Source organism: Mangrovimonas sp. sgz306409 (assembly GCF_059735265.1).
In genome coordinates, this window is the sequence record NZ_JCAPEU010000005.1 from 20,076 (window position 1) to 36,522 (window position 16,447).

The 16,447-nt window shown below is 37.5% G+C and carries 14 protein-coding genes; 8 read left to right on the forward strand and 6 right to left on the reverse strand.

All coding sequences use genetic code 11. The features are described 5' to 3' along the window. Positions 1–46: 46 nt before the first annotated feature. The 3 genes from AC6I5C_RS09680 to AC6I5C_RS09690 all read right to left on the reverse strand — a co-directional run bounded on the left by AC6I5C_RS09680 (position 47) and on the right by AC6I5C_RS09690 (position 3,340). A complete protein-coding gene (locus AC6I5C_RS09680; protein WP_497904981.1) occupies positions 47–2,020 on the reverse strand; it encodes a M56 family metallopeptidase in 1,974 nt (657 codons plus the stop codon). A 2-nt stretch (positions 2,021–2,022) separates the two neighbouring features. Continuing rightward, on the reverse strand, positions 2,023–2,382 hold the full coding sequence (locus AC6I5C_RS09685; RefSeq protein WP_053975669.1) for a BlaI/MecI/CopY family transcriptional regulator: 360 nt from the start codon (positions 2,380–2,382) through the stop codon (positions 2,023–2,025). A gap of 145 nt (positions 2,383–2,527) precedes the next feature. Continuing rightward, a complete protein-coding gene (locus tag AC6I5C_RS09690) occupies positions 2,528–3,340 on the reverse strand; it encodes a hypothetical protein (RefSeq protein WP_497904982.1) in 813 nt (270 codons plus the stop codon). A 164-nt stretch (positions 3,341–3,504) separates the two neighbouring features. Here AC6I5C_RS09690 and AC6I5C_RS09695 point away from each other — a divergent pair, with 164 nt between their 5' ends. Next, on the forward strand, positions 3,505–4,461 hold the full coding sequence (locus AC6I5C_RS09695) for a calcium/sodium antiporter (protein ID WP_497905204.1): 957 nt from the start codon (positions 3,505–3,507) through the stop codon (positions 4,459–4,461). Here the strand turns inward: AC6I5C_RS09695 and AC6I5C_RS09700 are convergent. From AC6I5C_RS09700 to AC6I5C_RS09710, 3 genes are all read right to left on the reverse strand, one after another. Then, complete coding sequence (locus AC6I5C_RS09700; RefSeq protein WP_497904983.1) at positions 4,425–5,099, reverse strand: hypothetical protein; 675 nt, start codon at positions 5,097–5,099, stop codon at positions 4,425–4,427. The two genes, AC6I5C_RS09695 and AC6I5C_RS09700, sit on opposite strands and share 37 nt — an antisense overlap. Positions 5,100–5,119: 20 nt before the next feature. After that, positions 5,120–5,278 (reverse strand): hypothetical protein, encoded by a 159-nt coding sequence (locus tag AC6I5C_RS09705; RefSeq protein ID WP_497904984.1) that lies wholly within the window; start codon positions 5,276–5,278, stop codon positions 5,120–5,122. 100 nt (positions 5,279–5,378) lie between these two features. Continuing rightward, entirely contained in the window at positions 5,379–6,392 is a 1,014-nt protein-coding gene (locus AC6I5C_RS09710; RefSeq protein WP_497904985.1) for a glutamine synthetase beta-grasp domain-containing protein, read from the reverse strand. Positions 6,393–6,632: 240 nt separating this feature from the next. On the opposite strand from AC6I5C_RS09710, the gene AC6I5C_RS09715 reads away from it, so the two are divergent. The 7 genes from AC6I5C_RS09715 to pyrF all read left to right on the forward strand — a co-directional run bounded on the left by AC6I5C_RS09715 (position 6,633) and on the right by pyrF (position 16,439). After that, the gene (locus AC6I5C_RS09715; RefSeq protein WP_497904986.1) at positions 6,633–8,819 is read left to right on the forward strand and encodes a glutamine synthetase III family protein; all 2,187 of its coding nucleotides are present in this window, start codon (positions 6,633–6,635) and stop codon (positions 8,817–8,819) included. A gap of 215 nt (positions 8,820–9,034) precedes the next feature. Then, the gene (locus tag AC6I5C_RS09720; protein WP_157503042.1) at positions 9,035–9,181 is read left to right on the forward strand and encodes a hypothetical protein; all 147 of its coding nucleotides are present in this window, start codon (positions 9,035–9,037) and stop codon (positions 9,179–9,181) included. Positions 9,182–9,367: 186 nt separating this feature from the next. Continuing rightward, complete coding sequence (locus AC6I5C_RS09725; RefSeq protein WP_497904987.1) at positions 9,368–10,546, forward strand: AIR synthase related protein; 1,179 nt, start codon at positions 9,368–9,370, stop codon at positions 10,544–10,546. A gap of 33 nt (positions 10,547–10,579) precedes the next feature. Further along, positions 10,580–11,539 (forward strand): DUF3078 domain-containing protein, encoded by a 960-nt coding sequence (locus tag AC6I5C_RS09730; protein ID WP_053975663.1) that lies wholly within the window; start codon positions 10,580–10,582, stop codon positions 11,537–11,539. Between the two features lie 217 nt (positions 11,540–11,756). Further along, entirely contained in the window at positions 11,757–14,309 is a 2,553-nt protein-coding gene (locus AC6I5C_RS09735) for an adenosylcobalamin-dependent ribonucleoside-diphosphate reductase (RefSeq protein ID WP_497904988.1), read from the forward strand. A 156-nt stretch (positions 14,310–14,465) separates the two neighbouring features. Next, positions 14,466–15,542: a peptide chain release factor 1 gene (prfA, locus tag AC6I5C_RS09740; protein WP_053975661.1), complete on the forward strand. Its 1,077-nt coding sequence runs from the start codon at positions 14,466–14,468 to the stop codon at positions 15,540–15,542. 81 nt (positions 15,543–15,623) lie between these two features. Further along, positions 15,624–16,439 (forward strand): orotidine-5'-phosphate decarboxylase, encoded by an 816-nt coding sequence (gene pyrF / locus AC6I5C_RS09745; RefSeq protein WP_497904989.1) that lies wholly within the window; start codon positions 15,624–15,626, stop codon positions 16,437–16,439. Positions 16,440–16,447 lie beyond the last annotated feature (8 nt).

The following is a 16,447-nucleotide window of genomic DNA, read 5'->3' on the forward strand; positions in this document are numbered from 1 at the left end:
TCTTTTTAACAAAAAATGCCCAACTATTTAGTTGGGCATTTTTTTGCTAGTTAATTGATTTTACAAAAACATTATCATCGTATTTTCCAAAGACAATGTTTGGAATGCCATCGGGATCTTCAAAAGTGGCACTTGACTTTTTGTTGTTATTGTTGTTCAGTGATATTTTCAATTTGACAATCTCTCCTGCCTTATTGCGTTTTAGTTTGGAGTATTTTACTGTCACGTTTTTTTGAGCTAAAGCTTCTTTATGTGCTTCTAATGCAGAGTCTGAAGTTTCTTTTGAGATTTCAAAGGGGGCGTAGCACTCATTATTTCTAATTTCATAAGTTTTGTTTCCTGATGTGTTCCTGATAACGATACTAGAGCCGTCATCTGTAGTCCAAGTATTATTGCCTTTAGTGTTAATGATAATGACCCCTTCTTTTCCTTCTGCGCCATATAATTCAATAGCCTTATTGTCTTTATATACGTTTACAGACTCTATGGCGTTGGGTGCAATGTTGTGTAATTCTGTTGCAGTGGCCTTTTTTCCGTCTATTATGTAAAGGATGTTGTCTGAGCTTTTCAATTTCATTGTTGTGGCTACTTGGTCGTTATGGTAGGCATGAATATCCACTGTTTTCCCATTTTTATCTGTCCAAATTGCTTTTGAAATATCTTTAACAATGTAAATAGAGTCGCTGTCTTCTGGAGAAAAGTAGACATCATTGTTTCCTGTTGTTATATTTTGCTTATTAATGATGATTTTGGTAGGAGTTCCTTCTTTTAGTGTGTCTCTGGTTACGAAGTAAATGTTTTTGTCTTCTCCTGAAATGGTTGAAGCTTGCGCTTCTCCCATTGTAGATACTGTTCCAAAACTAAAACCTTTCTCGTTATAGTTGAACACAAAAGGTTTGATGGGTTCTGTACCATTAAGGTTGAAGTTGCTAGATCCCTTTTCAGTTTTGGCCTCGGCAGAAATGGCTATGATTTCCCCTTTGTCATTGCGTTTAATGTTGCTGAAACTAAGCGTTACGCCTTCTTTTTTTGCTGCAGCTTTAACTGCTTCAAATTCCTTTTCAGAGAAATCTTTGGTGATGATAATTTTAAGTTCGGTAGTTTCTGGAGCTCCTTTAAGAGTAGTTGCTGTTTCAGGAACATTGGGGAGCAGCTCATTGTTTGCGTTGGCTTCAACAAGCACGGTCTTGGTATGGAAGCTCATTAAAAACCAAGCTAGGATAGGCAGTATCAAACTGTATTTCCAAGCCTTTATTTTGTGTGATTTGGATTTGTGTAACATAACGATTCGTTTTTTGATTAATGATGTATAAAAATTGTTGGCCAAGGCCAATTGATGATTAGAAGTTGAGGTTTTTAGCAATAGCATTTGATAGCTCTTTTCACTATTGGCATGTTGTTGAGCGTTACCATCGGCAATAAACTCTAGGTTTTGAGAGAGGGCTTTCTTGTAGAGCCATATAAACGGATTAAACCAAAGTAAGGCCGTAGCCAATTGAATGAGCAGTACATCTATAGAGTGCAGTTGTTGTGCGTGCACTTTTTCGTGGTTGATGATATGTTGGAGTTCACTTTTGGTAAATTGGGTGGGGTTGTAAACAATATGGTTGAAAAATGAAAATGGCGTTAGATTTTTGTTAGTTTCAATAAAGATGTATTTGCCAAAAGCTTGTTTTCGATGTTTTTTCAAAAGAAGGAAGAGGGAGGTGATTTCAAACAGGAGTTTAGATAAAAAGAATATTACTCCAAGACCATATATCCAAGGCAACAAATCTGTTAGTTCCCAGGCATCTTCCATTTCAGGTTGAGCCAACTGGTTTAAAGTGAAATTGGCCGTCACGGGTGCAGGCGTATATTCCATGTAAATAGGAATAATGATTAAAGGGAATATAGCAGCCAAGACCAATCCTAAAATTAAGAATGCTCGGTTGGATTGAAAAAAGGTTTCCTTTTGCAGAAATAATTTATAACAAGCATAGAATAGGATGATGATAGCCGATGATTTCAATAAATATTCCATAATCATGATTTGTTTTCGATTAGGGAAATGATCTCTTTCAACTCTTCAACACTAATCTTTTCTTCCTTGGCAAAAAACGACACCACATTTTTATAGGAATTATTGAAATAGTTTTCAATGGCTGTATTCATAAATTTCTTTTTGTAATCTTCTTTGCTTACAATGGGGAAGTATTGGTGGGTTTTGCCGTAGGCTTGATAGCTAACATATCCTTTTTCCTCAAGATTTCTTATAATGGTTGAAAGGGTGTTATAATGCGGTTTGTCTTCTTTTATTTCGGCAAGGACATCTTTTACAAAAGCCTTTTCAAGCTTCCATAAAATGTGCATGATCTCCTCTTCTTTGTTCGTTAACTTTTGCATGATGAAAGAATTATAGGTTGTTCAAACTTATAACTATTTTTATAGTTATACAACTGTATTACTAGTTTTTTAACTATTTTTTTAGTTTTGTATTAAAAAAAAACACGCCGTATGGCGTGCAGTCTATTAAATTTATGGGAGATTATTATTTCTTGGTAGTGACAATTATGGCGCCATCTTTGGCTTTTTTGCCATAAATAATGGTTGCTGTATTAGGTTTTAAGTGGTCAACCGATTTGATTTTGTGATTTTCAGCCAAATCATTCAAGGTCTCAAAATCACTTTCCGTTCCATCGATGATGATGAGTTTTTCAGTGTCAGGATCGTCTATGAAGTGGAACTTTTGGGAATTGTCTTCATATAGATATTGTGAAAACATGTCGCCTTGGTTTTCCATTTGCTTCATCTGTTCTTCCAGTTCTTGTTTTAGGTCTTCAAAAGAAAAAGATTCACCATTTAAAAAGAATGCTTGGTCTTCATTGTTGAAAAAATCATCTAAATTGAATTGATTGAAACCACTGAAACTCTGTCCAAAAATAGAATCCTGGTCTTGGTTGAAAATAGAAGGGTCAATCAATGCAAGATCCCTAAAGCCTAATGCGTCTTGCGAAATGAAGAGGTTTCCGTCCTTTTTGCCAAAAGAGAGTTTGTGGATAGGGTAGTTGCTGGAAATTCGGCTTACGGTTTGGTTGCCATTTTCGTCGGTAAGCTCAATTTTAATTCCTGTAAGGTCACCGCTACTGTTACGTTCGATGTTGGAAAAGTTTGCCGTGATTTGGTGGTTGTCCAACATTTTTTTAATGTCTTCGATGTTTTGTGGAGTGGTCTTACTGTCGATGGTAATAGAGTAATCGGGAGTTTGATCTTGTTGGTTCTGGGCTTGATAATTTAAGGGGATTAGACTTAGAACGCCGCTGAGCACAATGCCTAATCCGAGTTTGGAAATTAGCGTTTTCATTGTGTAAATATTTAAAAGTTCTCTATCAAAATTAAAGCAAAATTCAATGCTTTGTTGGAGTTTAACGAAACTTTAAACTGCTCTGGCCTCCAATGTTAACAATTGCAAAAAATACAAGGCTTATCTCTCGATTGTTGGCTATATTCGCAAAAAAATAATTTATGATGAGCATTGTTTGGGTGGTATTGGGACTATTGCTGCTTGTGGTTGGTGGAGAGTTTTTAGTAAGATCGTCTGTAGCATTATCCTTTAAGTTGAAGTTGTCAAAATTGGTGATTGGTATGACGGTAGTGTCCTTTGCTACCTCGGCACCAGAGCTATTGGTGAGTTTGCAGGCTGCTTTGGAAGGCTCTTCGGATATTTCTCTTGGGAATGTCATCGGGTCCAATATTGCCAATATTGGTTTGGTATTAGGGGTTACGGCTTTTATTTCGCCGTTAGTGGTTGATAGGGATTTTTATAGGCTTAATTGGCCTATGATGATGATTTTGTCCATGCTCTTGTATGCTTTTTTAAAGCAGGATATGTTGTTGAGTGTGTGGGAAGGTGTGTTTTTTATGCTGGCATTGTCTGTCTTTTTGTTCATCATGATTAGAAATTCCAGAAAAAAGATCAAGGTAGACCTTTCGGAAGAAGTGGACGATGCCCTTCAGGAAACTTCTAATTTCAAGATTGTTGTTTGGCTGTTGATTGGTGCTGCTGCCCTGTATTTTGGAAGTGAATGGTTGGTAAGAGGAGCCAAAGAACTGGCTTCAGCCGTTGGGGTGAGCGAATATGCTATATCGGTAACTGTGATTGCCGTTGGGACCAGCGTGCCTGAATTGGCCGCTTCTGTAATTGCGGCATTAAAAAAGGAGAAGGCTATTTCTTTGGGGAATTTAATAGGGTCCAATATTTTTAATATTGCTTCGGTTTTGGGATTGACTGCTATTATAAAGCCTATTTCAGTAAATCCTGAAACACCTGAAATTCTCTCTACAAATATTTTCTGGATGATAGGTTTTGCGGCTATTTTAATTCCTATGGTATTTACTCCAAAACGATATGAAATAGGTAGGTTAAAAGGGATGGTGTTGTTTGGTGCCTATTTGGTGTTTGTGTATTTATCTGTTCGGTCGTGAGGAATTTTAATATGGCGTTTTCTGTACGGTCTTATTATGTTTTCTAATTCTCTGTGTGTAACATTTAGAGAGGCAATTTCAACTTTTTCATACTCGTCATTATCATAGAAATAAATAAGATAGGATTTTGATGACTTTCCGTAACCTTCTTGAATAACTTCTTCACGTTCTATACTTGACCAATTTTTAAAATTGACATTTTTGGTCTGAATTCCTTTAGAATCAATAATTATTTGTGGTTTGTTGTTAAAAGCTTTCTTGGATTCTTTTACTGAGCTATAAAGGCCGATTACTGTCATTATTGCACCTAAGATATATGGTTTGTTAGTTCCTTTGGTGAAAAAGTAAAATCCAACACCAATTATTAAAATTGAAAAACCAAGTTCGAAGTAGGTATATGATTTTGAATAGTAAATTTCCATTTTTGGAGGAAGGGAATAATCTTCTCTATATTCATCTTCTAACTCAAATTTCTTTTCAAGCTTTTTGAGTTTTCTTCTATCCTCACTGGTTCTAATTTCAGTTTTTTCAAAAACCTTTCCGTCGTTCCAAATCAATTTTTCTTGGATAGCTCTTTTTTTTAATTCGTGAACATTTCTAACGTTCTCAAAAGCCCAAATTCTCCACTTGGTAATCATAAAACTCCAAATTAACCAGGCTAAAATAAATCCAATTCTGTTCCCCAATCAGGAATTAAGTTCTGTTTAGATAAGTAAAATGCTAAAGAAGGACAACCAGAAATTGCAATAAATACAGGAACATTTACAATAAGATGTCCTCTTTTTATTGCTTTATCAACTGATATTTGTTCTCTCATTTTTTAATTTTTATTCAAATTAAGGCCAAACGTAGGCATAAAAAACAAAAGCTTACAAATTAATGTAAGCTTTTGATCATTTATGTAATTATGAACAAATTTAATCCAATACTGCAGATTTTACTGTCTTCACAATTCTACCGGCAATCTTGTATGGGTCTCCGTTAGATGCTGGACGACGATCTTCCAACCATCCTTTCCAACCTCTTTCAACGGTAATAATAGGAATTCTAATTGAAGCACCTCTATCGGAAACTCCATAGCTAAAGTCATTGATAGAAGCGGTTTCGTGCTTACCAGTCAAACGCTCGTCGTTAAACTCTCCGTAAACAGCAATGTGCTCATCAACAACAGGACGGAACGCTTCACAAATTTTCATATAAGTTTCTTTGTCTCCACAAGTTCTTAAAACAGAGTTAGAGAAGTTGGCATGCATTCCCGAACCATTCCAATCACCTTTTACTGGTTTAGGGTGGTATTCAATATAGTAACCGTATTTTTCAGTCAAACGATCCAATAGGTAACGAGCAATCCAAATCTCATCTCCAGCTTTTTTAGCGCCTTTTGCAAACAATTGGAATTCCCATTGTCCACAGGCAACTTCTTGGTTGATCCCTTCAAAGTTCAAACCAGCCTCAATACATAAGTCAGCATGTTCTTCAACGATATCTCTTCCGTGAGTGTTTCTTCCACCTACAGAACAGTAGTACATTCCTTGAGGACCAGGGTAACCTCCAATAGGGAATCCTAATGGCAATTGAGTATGAGTGTCCATGATGAAATATTCTTGTTCGAATCCGAACCAGAAATCGTTGTCATCATCATCAATGGTAGCTCTTCCGTTTGATTCGTGAGGAGTTCCATCAGCGTTTAAAACCTCTGTCATTACCAAGTACCCGTCTTTTCTTGCTGGGTCAGGGTAAATAGCAACCGGCTTTAAAAGGCAGTCAGAAGATCCGCCTTCAGCTTGTTTTGTTGAACTTCCATCAAAAGACCAAATAGGACAGTCTTCTAATTTACCACTAAAATCTTCTTCGACTTTAGTTTTACTTCTCATGTTTTGAGTAGGGTAATAACCATCTAGCCAAATGTACTCAAGTTTAGATTTTGCCATTGTATAAAAATATTATCAATTAATAGGGCAAATATAAATGATTTGATATTAACTGCCTTTTTTTAGGGGGTAATTTATTAACAGGTATTCTTTTTTTTAATTAAGCCCTGTTTTTTTTAGGGTTATTTTTAAAACGGGTGCTTTTTTAGGGGTAAAAATGCGATTTTGTTAATAATTTAGGTGAAATTGCTTTTACCGAAATGGGCTTACCCGCTATTTTTGTGGTCTAAATATTTAAATATGTCAACATTACGATTTCATGCTGTCAAGGAGTCTTTTGATAGAGTGCCCTTGAAAATGGATTTTAAAGAGCGCCGCTCTGCCATTTTTGGTTCAAAGGTTTTTAATGAAGTGGCCATGCGCCAGTATTTAACCAAAGAGGCTTGTAATAGTGTTATGGATGCCAATAGATTTGGTTTTAAAATAGATAGGACTATTGCGGATCATATAGCTGCAGGAATGAAGGAATGGGCCATTTCTAAGGGGGCTACTCATTATACACATTGGTTCCAGCCTTTAACGGGAGCTACCGCCGAAAAGCATGATGCCTTTTTTGAGCCTGTAGGCGGGGGTGTTGCCATTGAAAAATTTGATGGAGGCCAGTTGGTGCAACAAGAACCCGATGCGTCAAGTTTTCCGCATGGTGGTATTAGAAATACTTTTGAGGCTAGAGGGTACACCGCTTGGGATCCTACATCTCCGGCATTTATATATGAGACCACTTTATGTATTCCTACGGTTTTTGTAGCCTATACAGGTGAGGCTTTGGATTATAAAACGCCTTTATTAAGAGCTTTACAGGCAGTGGATAATGCAGCAGTGGCAGTCTGTAAATATTTTGATAAAAATGTAAGGAAGGTAAATGCTTCCTTAGGATGGGAGCAGGAATACTTTTTAATAGATAGTGGCTTGGCGGCTTCCAGACCTGATATAGTACTTACAGGAAGAACTTTGTTGGGACATTCTGCCGCGAAGGGGCAACAGTTGGATGATCATTATTTTGGGACCATTCCCAATAGGGCGATGGCTTATATGCGTGATTTGGAAAATGAATGCATGCTTTTGGGGATTCCTGTGAAGACACGCCATAACGAAGTTGCTCCAAACCAATTTGAGTTGGCGCCTATATTTGATGAGGCCAATTTGGCGGTAGATCATAACTCTTTATTAATGGATGTTATGAACAAGGTAGCCGAACGACACCATTTTAAGGTGTTATTTCATGAAAAGCCTTTTAAGGGAGTTAATGGATCTGGGAAACATAACAATTGGAGTTTAAGTACCGATACGGGGGTGAATTTGTTAAGTCCAGGAAAAACGCCTATGAGCAACCTTCAGTTTTTAGCCTTTTTTATCAATACCATAAAAGCGGTACATGATAATGAGGAATTACTTCGGGCGGCGGTGGCTTCGGCTAGTAACGATCACAGGCTAGGGGCTAATGAGGCACCTCCAGCCATTATGTCGGTATTTATTGGTCAGCAGTTAAGCAGCGTCCTTAATGAATTGGAGAATGTTACGGACGGTAAATTGTCTCCTGCAGAAAAGACGGATTTAAAGTTGAATGTGGTTGGTAAAATCCCGGAAATATTATTGGATAATACAGATAGGAATAGAACGTCGCCTTTTGCCTTTACTGGGAATAAATTTGAGTTCCGGGCAGTAGGTTCAAAGGCTAATTGCGCTAACCCTATGACGGTATTAAATAGTATTGTGGCTAAGCAGTTGATGGATTTTAAGGAAGAAGTGGATGTGTTGATTGATAAAAAGAACCTTAAAAAGGACGAAGCTATTTTTAATGTTTTGAGAGAGTATATCAAAATTTCAAAGAACATACTATTTGAAGGGAATGGCTATAGCGAAGCATGGGAAAAGGAAGCCAAAAAGCGTAAGTTGAGCAATAATAAAACTACACCTGAAGCTTTGAAGGTAAAAGTATCCCCAAAAGTGATTGAATTGTTTGAGAATTTGGGGGTGATGAATAAGGTAGAAGCTCAGGCTAGGTATGAAATAGAGATGGAAGACTACATTCATCGCATTCAAATAGAAGGCCGCGTGCTAGGCGATATTGCCAGAAACCATGTCGTACCAACGGCAGTTCGCTATCAAAATATATTGATAGAGAATGTGAAAGGTTTAAAGGAAATTTTTGGAGCGGAGTTTAAGGAATTGGCAAAGGAACAATTGAATCTTATTAAGGAGATTTCTGGGCATATCGAGTCTATCAATTTCAATGTAACAAAGATGATTGAGGTAAGAAAAGAAGCCAATAAAATCCAAGTGGTAGATAAGAAGGCTACAGCCTATTGCAACACCGTAAAACCAATGTTTGATGAGGTAAGATATCATTGCGATAAATTGGAATTATTGGTTGATGACGAGTTGTGGCCATTAACAAAATACCGTGAATTATTGTTTGTTAAGTAGTTGATTTAGTGAATTTTATAATTAAGGTAACGTGTCTTAAGGTATAGGGCTGTAAGTAATACTACGTACTTAAAAGCTTATTAAAATGCATTTCGTCTTAGTATTTTACGAATTATCGAAATTATTGATTATTGGTGATAAAAAAGCTGTGAATCATTTACAAGTGGAAACATAATTTGTTACATTTACAGTGCTATTAATCAATTATTTGTAAAATGAAGAAGTTACTGCTAAGCGTAGCCGTACTCATGTTTGCTACATTGTTGTTTTCTCAGGAGGATTCCGAAGATAAGAAAGACGATTTGAAAAAAACGGACAATATAGTTTCGGTACAGAAAGGGAAACCGGCAACAGATATGTGACATTCTTTTACAGCTACAAGATGTATTTAAAACTTTAGTTTTTAGTTTAATGTTTTAGTACGAGAAAGACAAGTAAATTAGTTCTTAATTTATTTGTCTTTTTTTTTGTGTTAAAAGCCAGAAGTAAGTCTGGTTTCCTCTGAAAAATAAATTACAATCCTTATTTTTGTGCCATAATTCGATTTCATGAGCCAAGATATAAGTAAAAGATACGCACAACGAGGTGTTTCTGCCTCCAAAGAAGACGTTCACAACGCGATTAAGAATATTGACAAAGGATTGTTTCCTAAGGCCTTTTGTAAAATTGTGCCCGATTTTCTTACTAACGATGAAGACTATTGTTTGATCATGCATGCCGATGGTGCTGGAACGAAAAGTTCCTTGGCCTATATGTATTGGAAGGAAACAGGGGATGTGTTTGTTTGGAAGGGAATTGCTCAAGATGCCTTGATCATGAATATTGATGATCTTTTATGTGTAGGAGCTACAGATAATATTATGTTGTCATCTACTATTGGAAGAAATAAAAACTTGGTTCCAGGTGAAGTGATTTCTGCAATTATTAATGGAACTGAAGAATTGATTTCAGAACTAAAGGATTTTGGAGTGACCATTCATTCTACAGGAGGTGAAACTGCCGATGTAGGAGATTTGGTGCGTACCATTATTGTAGATTCTACGGTTACAGCTAGAATGAAACGTGGCGATGTTATTGACAATGCCAACATTAAAGCAGGTGATGTTATTGTTGGATTGTCGTCTTCTGGACAGGCTAGTTATGAAAAGGAATACAATGGAGGAATGGGAAGTAATGGTTTAACTTCTGCCCGTCATGATGTATTCCATAAATATTTGGCGGAGAAATTCCCTGAGAGTTTTGACGCTTCAGTTCCTGAGGAATTGGTGTATTCAGGACAGGTAAAATTGACTGATGCAGTTGAAGATTCCCCATTGGACGCCGGTAAATTGGTATTGTCTCCAACAAGAACCTATGCGCCAATCATCAAACGAATTTTATCAAAATATACAAGCGAGGATATCCATGGGATGGTACACTGCTCTGGTGGAGCCCAAACCAAGGTATTACACTTTATAGATGCACTACATGTTATCAAAGATAATCTGTTCCCTGTGCCGCCATTGTTTAAATTAATCCAAGAGCAGTCAAAAACCGATTGGAAAGAAATGTACCAAGTGTTTAACTGTGGGCACAGAATGGAATTATATGTATCTCCAGAAATTGCTGAAGATATCATCGCTATTTCTCAATCTTTTAATGTCGATGCACAAATAGTAGGAAGAGTAGAGGCTTCTGAAAACAAAAAACTTACAATAGAAAGTGAATTTGGAACGTTCAACTATTAATTAAATGTAATCTATTATAAGTTTTTGGGTTTGATGAAAAATGTTTTTGTTCTGTTATTTGTTCTAAGTGTGCAATGCGTTTTGGCGCAGCCTGACTCGTTATTTGTAAAAAAACCGATCAAGCACGACATAAAGCCAAAATGGACGCAAAGCAACAAGTTAGGGTTTGATTTAAGCGAAGTAGCTTTCGTGAATTGGAATTCTGGGGGTAGCAACTCTATTTCTGCCTTATTGGGATTAACCTCCAATTTAGGATACAAATACAAGAATTTTTCATGGCAGTCTGTTGGAACTTTGCGTTACGGGATCAATAAACAGCAAGGGCAGGAAGTGAGAAAAACAGACGACGTTATTGAGTTGGTATCCAATATGGGTTACCGAAGAGATACTTTGACCAATTGGTTTTATTCGGCGCGTTTCAACTTTAAAACCCAGCTTACCAACGGTTACAAATACCCAGAGACAAGCAAGCCTATTTCCCAATTTATGGCACCCGGTTATCTGTTTTTAGGAGGCGGGGTTGAATATGGCAAAAACATAGAGAAGCTTTCTTTTTATTTTTCACCTATGACCTTTAAGTCTACGTTTGTATTGGACGAAGCTTTGTCTAATGCGGGGTCGTTCGGGGTTACGCCTGCAGTGTTTGATCTTGATGGCAATGTAGTTGTACCGGGACAACGCATTAGGACCGAAATGGGAATTCTGTTCACAAATTCCTTTGAGACCCCGGTCTACGAAAACATAAATTTAATCAACCGCCTAAGTTTGTATACCGACTATATCAATAGTTTTGGAAACATTGATATAGATTGGGAAGTCCTCTTCAATTTTAAGGTCAATAAATATGTCAAGACCAGTTTTGGTTCTCACCTTATTTATGATAATGACGTTAAAAATCTGGAAGCCACAGAGGTTGAAGGGGAATACGAAAAAAATGGCGCCCGTATCCAGTGGAAGCAATTGCTGGGTGTGGGTGTTGTTGTGGGCTTTTAATCCCTAAATTGTTATTCTGACAAAAACAAACCGTTTTTTTATTTGTCAACTTTTTAATTTTTATCAATTTTTAATTATCTGATTATCAATAAATTAACAGATGTTTATTGATAACTTTATTTTTACACAGGTAAAGTGTGTTTTAAAAACAGCTACTTTTACCATCAGAAAACCATTCCGATTTAAATAACCTTTTCTAATAAAAAACTCAGCTATTATGAAAGTCGATACTTCTGCAGTGTCCAAAAGAACTTATACTCAAGAAGAAGCGTTTCAAGCTTCATTAGACTATTTTAAGGGTGATGATTTAGCCGCTCGCGTGTGGGTGAACAAGTATGCTTTAAAAGATTCAGATGGGAACATTTATGAGCTTACCCCAAATGATATGCACAGGCGAATTGCTAGTGAAATAGCTAGGATAGAAGCTCGTTATCCTAATGCTATGAGCGAAGACGAAATCTTTGATTTAATTAAGGATTTTAAATACATCGTGCCACAAGGAAGTCCAATGGCGGGAATTGGAAACAAATACCAAGTAGGGTCTTTGTCCAACTGTTTCGTAATTGGTAACGAGGGAGATTCCGATTCTTATGGTGGTATCATGAAAGTAGACCAAGAGCAGGTGCAGTTGATGAAGCGTCGTGGTGGTGTTGGTCATGATTTGTCGCACATCCGTCCTAAGGGAAGTGATGTAAAGAACTCTGCTTTGACTTCTACCGGAATTGTTCCTTTTATGGAGCGTTATTCCAATTCAACAAGAGAGGTGGCGCAAGATGGACGTCGTGGTGCCTTGATGTTGTCTATTTCGGTAAACCATCCAGATTCTGAAGCTTTCGTTGATGCAAAGTTGGAACAAGGAAAGGTAACTGGAGCTAATGTGTCCGTAAGAATTGACGATCAGTTCATGAAAGCGGTTAAGGAAGGTGTTGATTACAAGCAATCCTATCCTATTTTTAGCGATAACCCACAAGTAACCAAAACAATTGATGCAACAGGTCTTTGGAAGAAAATAGTTCACAATGCATGGAAATCAGCTGAGCCGGGAATTTTATTCTGGGATACCATTGCAAGAGAGTCTATTCCAGATTGTTATGCCGAGTTTGGTTATAAAACAGTGTCAACAAACCCATGTGGGGAGATTCCTTTATGTCCTTACGATTCTTGTCGTTTGTTGGCGATCAATTTATTTTCATACGTAGAAAACCCATTTACAGATAAAGCTTCTTTCAATTTCGAATTGTTCAAAAAGCATGTTGCTTATGCACAACGTATGATGGATGATATCATCGATCTTGAATTGGAGAAAATTGATGTGATTTTGGCAAAAATCGATGCCGATCCAGAATCTGATGAAATCAAGGCTATCGAAAGAAACCTTTGGTTGAACATTCGCCAAAAAGCTTACGAAGGACGTCGTACAGGAATCGGTATCACTGCCGAAGGAGATATGTTGGCGGCTTTGGGCATTCAATATGGATCTGAAGAAGGAAATGCATTTTCTGTTGAAGTTCATAAAACTTTGGCTATTGCAGCCTATAGAGGATCTGTTTACACAGCTAAAGAGCGTGGAGCTTTTACAATCTATGATGCCGAACTTGAAAAAGACAATCCGTTCATCTTAAGATTGAAGGAAGCCGATGAAAAGCTGTATTACGAAATGATGGAATACGGGCGTCGTAACATTGCCTTGTTGACCATTGCACCAACAGGAACTACAAGTTTGATGACTCAAACATCTTCTGGAATAGAACCTGTATTCTTACCAGTCTACAAGCGTCGTAGAAAAGTAAATCCTAACGATAAGGAAGCTCGTGTGGACTTCGTAGATGAGGTTGGGGATTCTTGGGAAGAGTATGTGGTATTCCACCACCGCTTTAAGCAATGGATGGAAGTAAATGGTTATGATATCACCAAAAATTACTCGCAAGAGGAATTGGATGAATTGGTAAAAGATTCTCCATATTATAAGGCTACTTCCAACGATGTAAATTGGTTGAGCAAAGTGAGCATGCAGGGAGCTGTTCAAAAATGGGTAGACCACTCTATTAGTGTGACTATCAACTTGCCAAGCAATGTTTCAGAAGAATTGGTTGGAGAACTATATTTGAAAGCCTGGGAAGTAGGTTGTAAGGGAGTAACTGTTTATAGAGACGGTTCTCGATCTGGAGTATTGATTTCTAACAGCGAAAAGAAAGAAGAAGAAACAAACGAAACGCTAACAGCGTTCCCAACAAAGCGTCCAGCAGTATTGGAAGCGGACGTAGTAAGATTCCAAAATAATAAGGAGAAGTGGATTGCCTTTATTGGTTTGATCGACGGAAAACCTTATGAAATCTTTACTGGTTTGGCCGACGACGAAGATGGAATTTTAATTCCAAGATGGGCTACAGAAGGGGTGATCATTAAAAATAGAAATGAAGACGGTACGTCTCGTTACGATTTCCGATATCAAAACAAGAGAGGCTACAAAACCACTATTGAAGGGTTGTCTCATAAATTCAACCCAGAGTTCTGGAACTATGCAAAATTGATCTCTAGTACCTTGCGTCACGGTATGCCAATTGAGAAAATTGTTGATTTGATCAACAGTTTACAGTTGGACGGTGAGTCAATCAGTACTTGGAAGAATGGAGTTGTAAGAGCAATTAAACGTTACGTAGAAGACGGAACCAAAGCCAAAGGAAAATGTTCAAACTGTAATTCAGACAACTTGATTTACCAAGAAGGTTGTTTGACCTGTACAGATTGTGGATCTTCCAAGTGTGGATAGGATTCCAGAAATATAATTCAAATGAAGAGAGCACTTTTTAAGGTGCTCTTTTTGTTTTTAGAAGAATTGAGGTGTATTGGTAGATGTATTTGTGGTCATTAACAATTCAACAATTCATAAATTATCGTATTTTTGCGGCACAATTTAAAAAGGCAAATGTTAGATAAATTAAATATCGTAAAACAGCGTTTTGATGAGGTAAGTGATTTGATCATCCAACCGGATATTATCGCAGACCAGAAGCGTTATATACAGTTAAATAAAGAATATAAGGACCTTAAGCTATTGGTTGATAAGCGAGAGGAATACAAGACGCTTTTGGACAATCTTAAGGAAGCTGAAGAGATTCTTGCCGATGGAAGCGATCCTGAAATGGTTGAAATGGCCAAAATGCAGATGGATGAAGCCAAAGGAAGCATTCCAAAAATGGAAGATGAAATCAAATTCCTTTTGATTCCTAAGGATCCAGAGGACACTAAAAATGCCGTGATGGAACTTCGTGCAGGAACAGGAGGGGATGAGGCCAGTATCTTTGCCGGAGATTTGTTTAGGATGTATACCAAATATTGCGAAGGCAAGGGCTGGAAAGTTGATGTTGTAGATTACAGCGAAGGAACCAGTGGTGGCTTTAAGGAAATCCAGTTTGAAGTTTCTGGTGAAGATGTTTATGGAACTTTGAAGTTTGAAGCAGGAGTACACCGTGTACAACGAGTACCTCAAACGGAAACTCAGGGACGTGTACATACCAGTGCTGCTACGGTGATGGTTTTTCCGGAAGCAGAAGAATTTGATGTACAGATAGACCCTAAGGATGTGAGAATTGATTATTTCTGTTCCTCAGGTCCTGGAGGTCAGTCGGTGAACACTACCTATTCTGCGGTGCGTTTAACACATATTCCAACAGGTTTGGTAGCACAGTGCCAAGATCAAAAATCACAGCATAAAAACAAGGAAAAAGCCTTTAAGGTATTACGTTCCCGTTTGTATGATATGGAGTTGGCCAAGAAGCAGGAGGAAGATGCAGCCAAACGAGGAAGCATGGTGTCTTCAGGAGATCGTAGTGCCAAGATTAGAACGTACAACTACCCACAAGGTCGTGTAACTGATCACAGAATTGGTTTGACGTTGTATGATTTGTCAAACATCGTGAACGGAGATATCCAAAAAATAATAGATGAATTGATGCTTGCCGAAAACACTGAAAAGTTAAAAGCAGGTGACGATGTCATTTAAACAGCAACAATTAGCCTCTTTTTTGAGGCTTTTTTGTTCCAAAAAATTAAAATTTCAAAATAACGCTATAAATAAAGTATCGTGACCACAGAGCAACTAGTAGAACAGATAAAACTTAAAAACTCATTCCTATGTGTAGGGTTGGATGTAGATCTTAACAAAATCCCTTCTCATTTGTTGAAGGAAGAAGATCCTATATTCGCCTTTAATAGGGCTATTATTGATGCTACCCATGATTTGTGTGTGGCCTATAAACCTAATATTGCGTTTTTTGAAGCTTACGGACTCAAAGGTTGGCAGGCCTTGGAAAAAACCATTTCCTATATCAATGAAAACTATCCTGAAATCTTTACCATAGCAGATGCTAAACGAGGGGATATTGGAAATACCAGTACGATGTACGCCAAAGCTTTTTTTGAGGATTTGGCTTTTGATAGTGTTACGATAGCGCCTTATATGGGGAAAGATTCTGTGGAGCCATTCTTGGCCTTCCAAGATAAGCATACCATTTTGTTGGCATTGACGTCCAACGAAGGGGCTTTTGATTTCCAAACAAAACTTATCGATGGAAAGGAATTGTATAAGCACGTTTTGGAAACTTCCAAGAGCTACAAAAATTCCGAAAATTTAATGTACGTGGTAGGTGCTACCAAAGCTGAATATTTATCGGAAATACGCGCCATCATTCCTGATAGCTTTTTGTTGGTTCCTGGGGTTGGAGCTCAAGGAGGTAATTTACAGGAAGTGTGTAAATATGGCATGAACGATCAAGTGGGCTTGTTAATCAACTCTTCAAGAGGCATTATCTACGCATCGCAAGGTGAGGATTTTGCCGAAGCTGCAGCTAAAGAAACTAAGAAGCTTCAGCAGCAAATGGAAGCAATTTTACAAGCGTAAAAAAATCC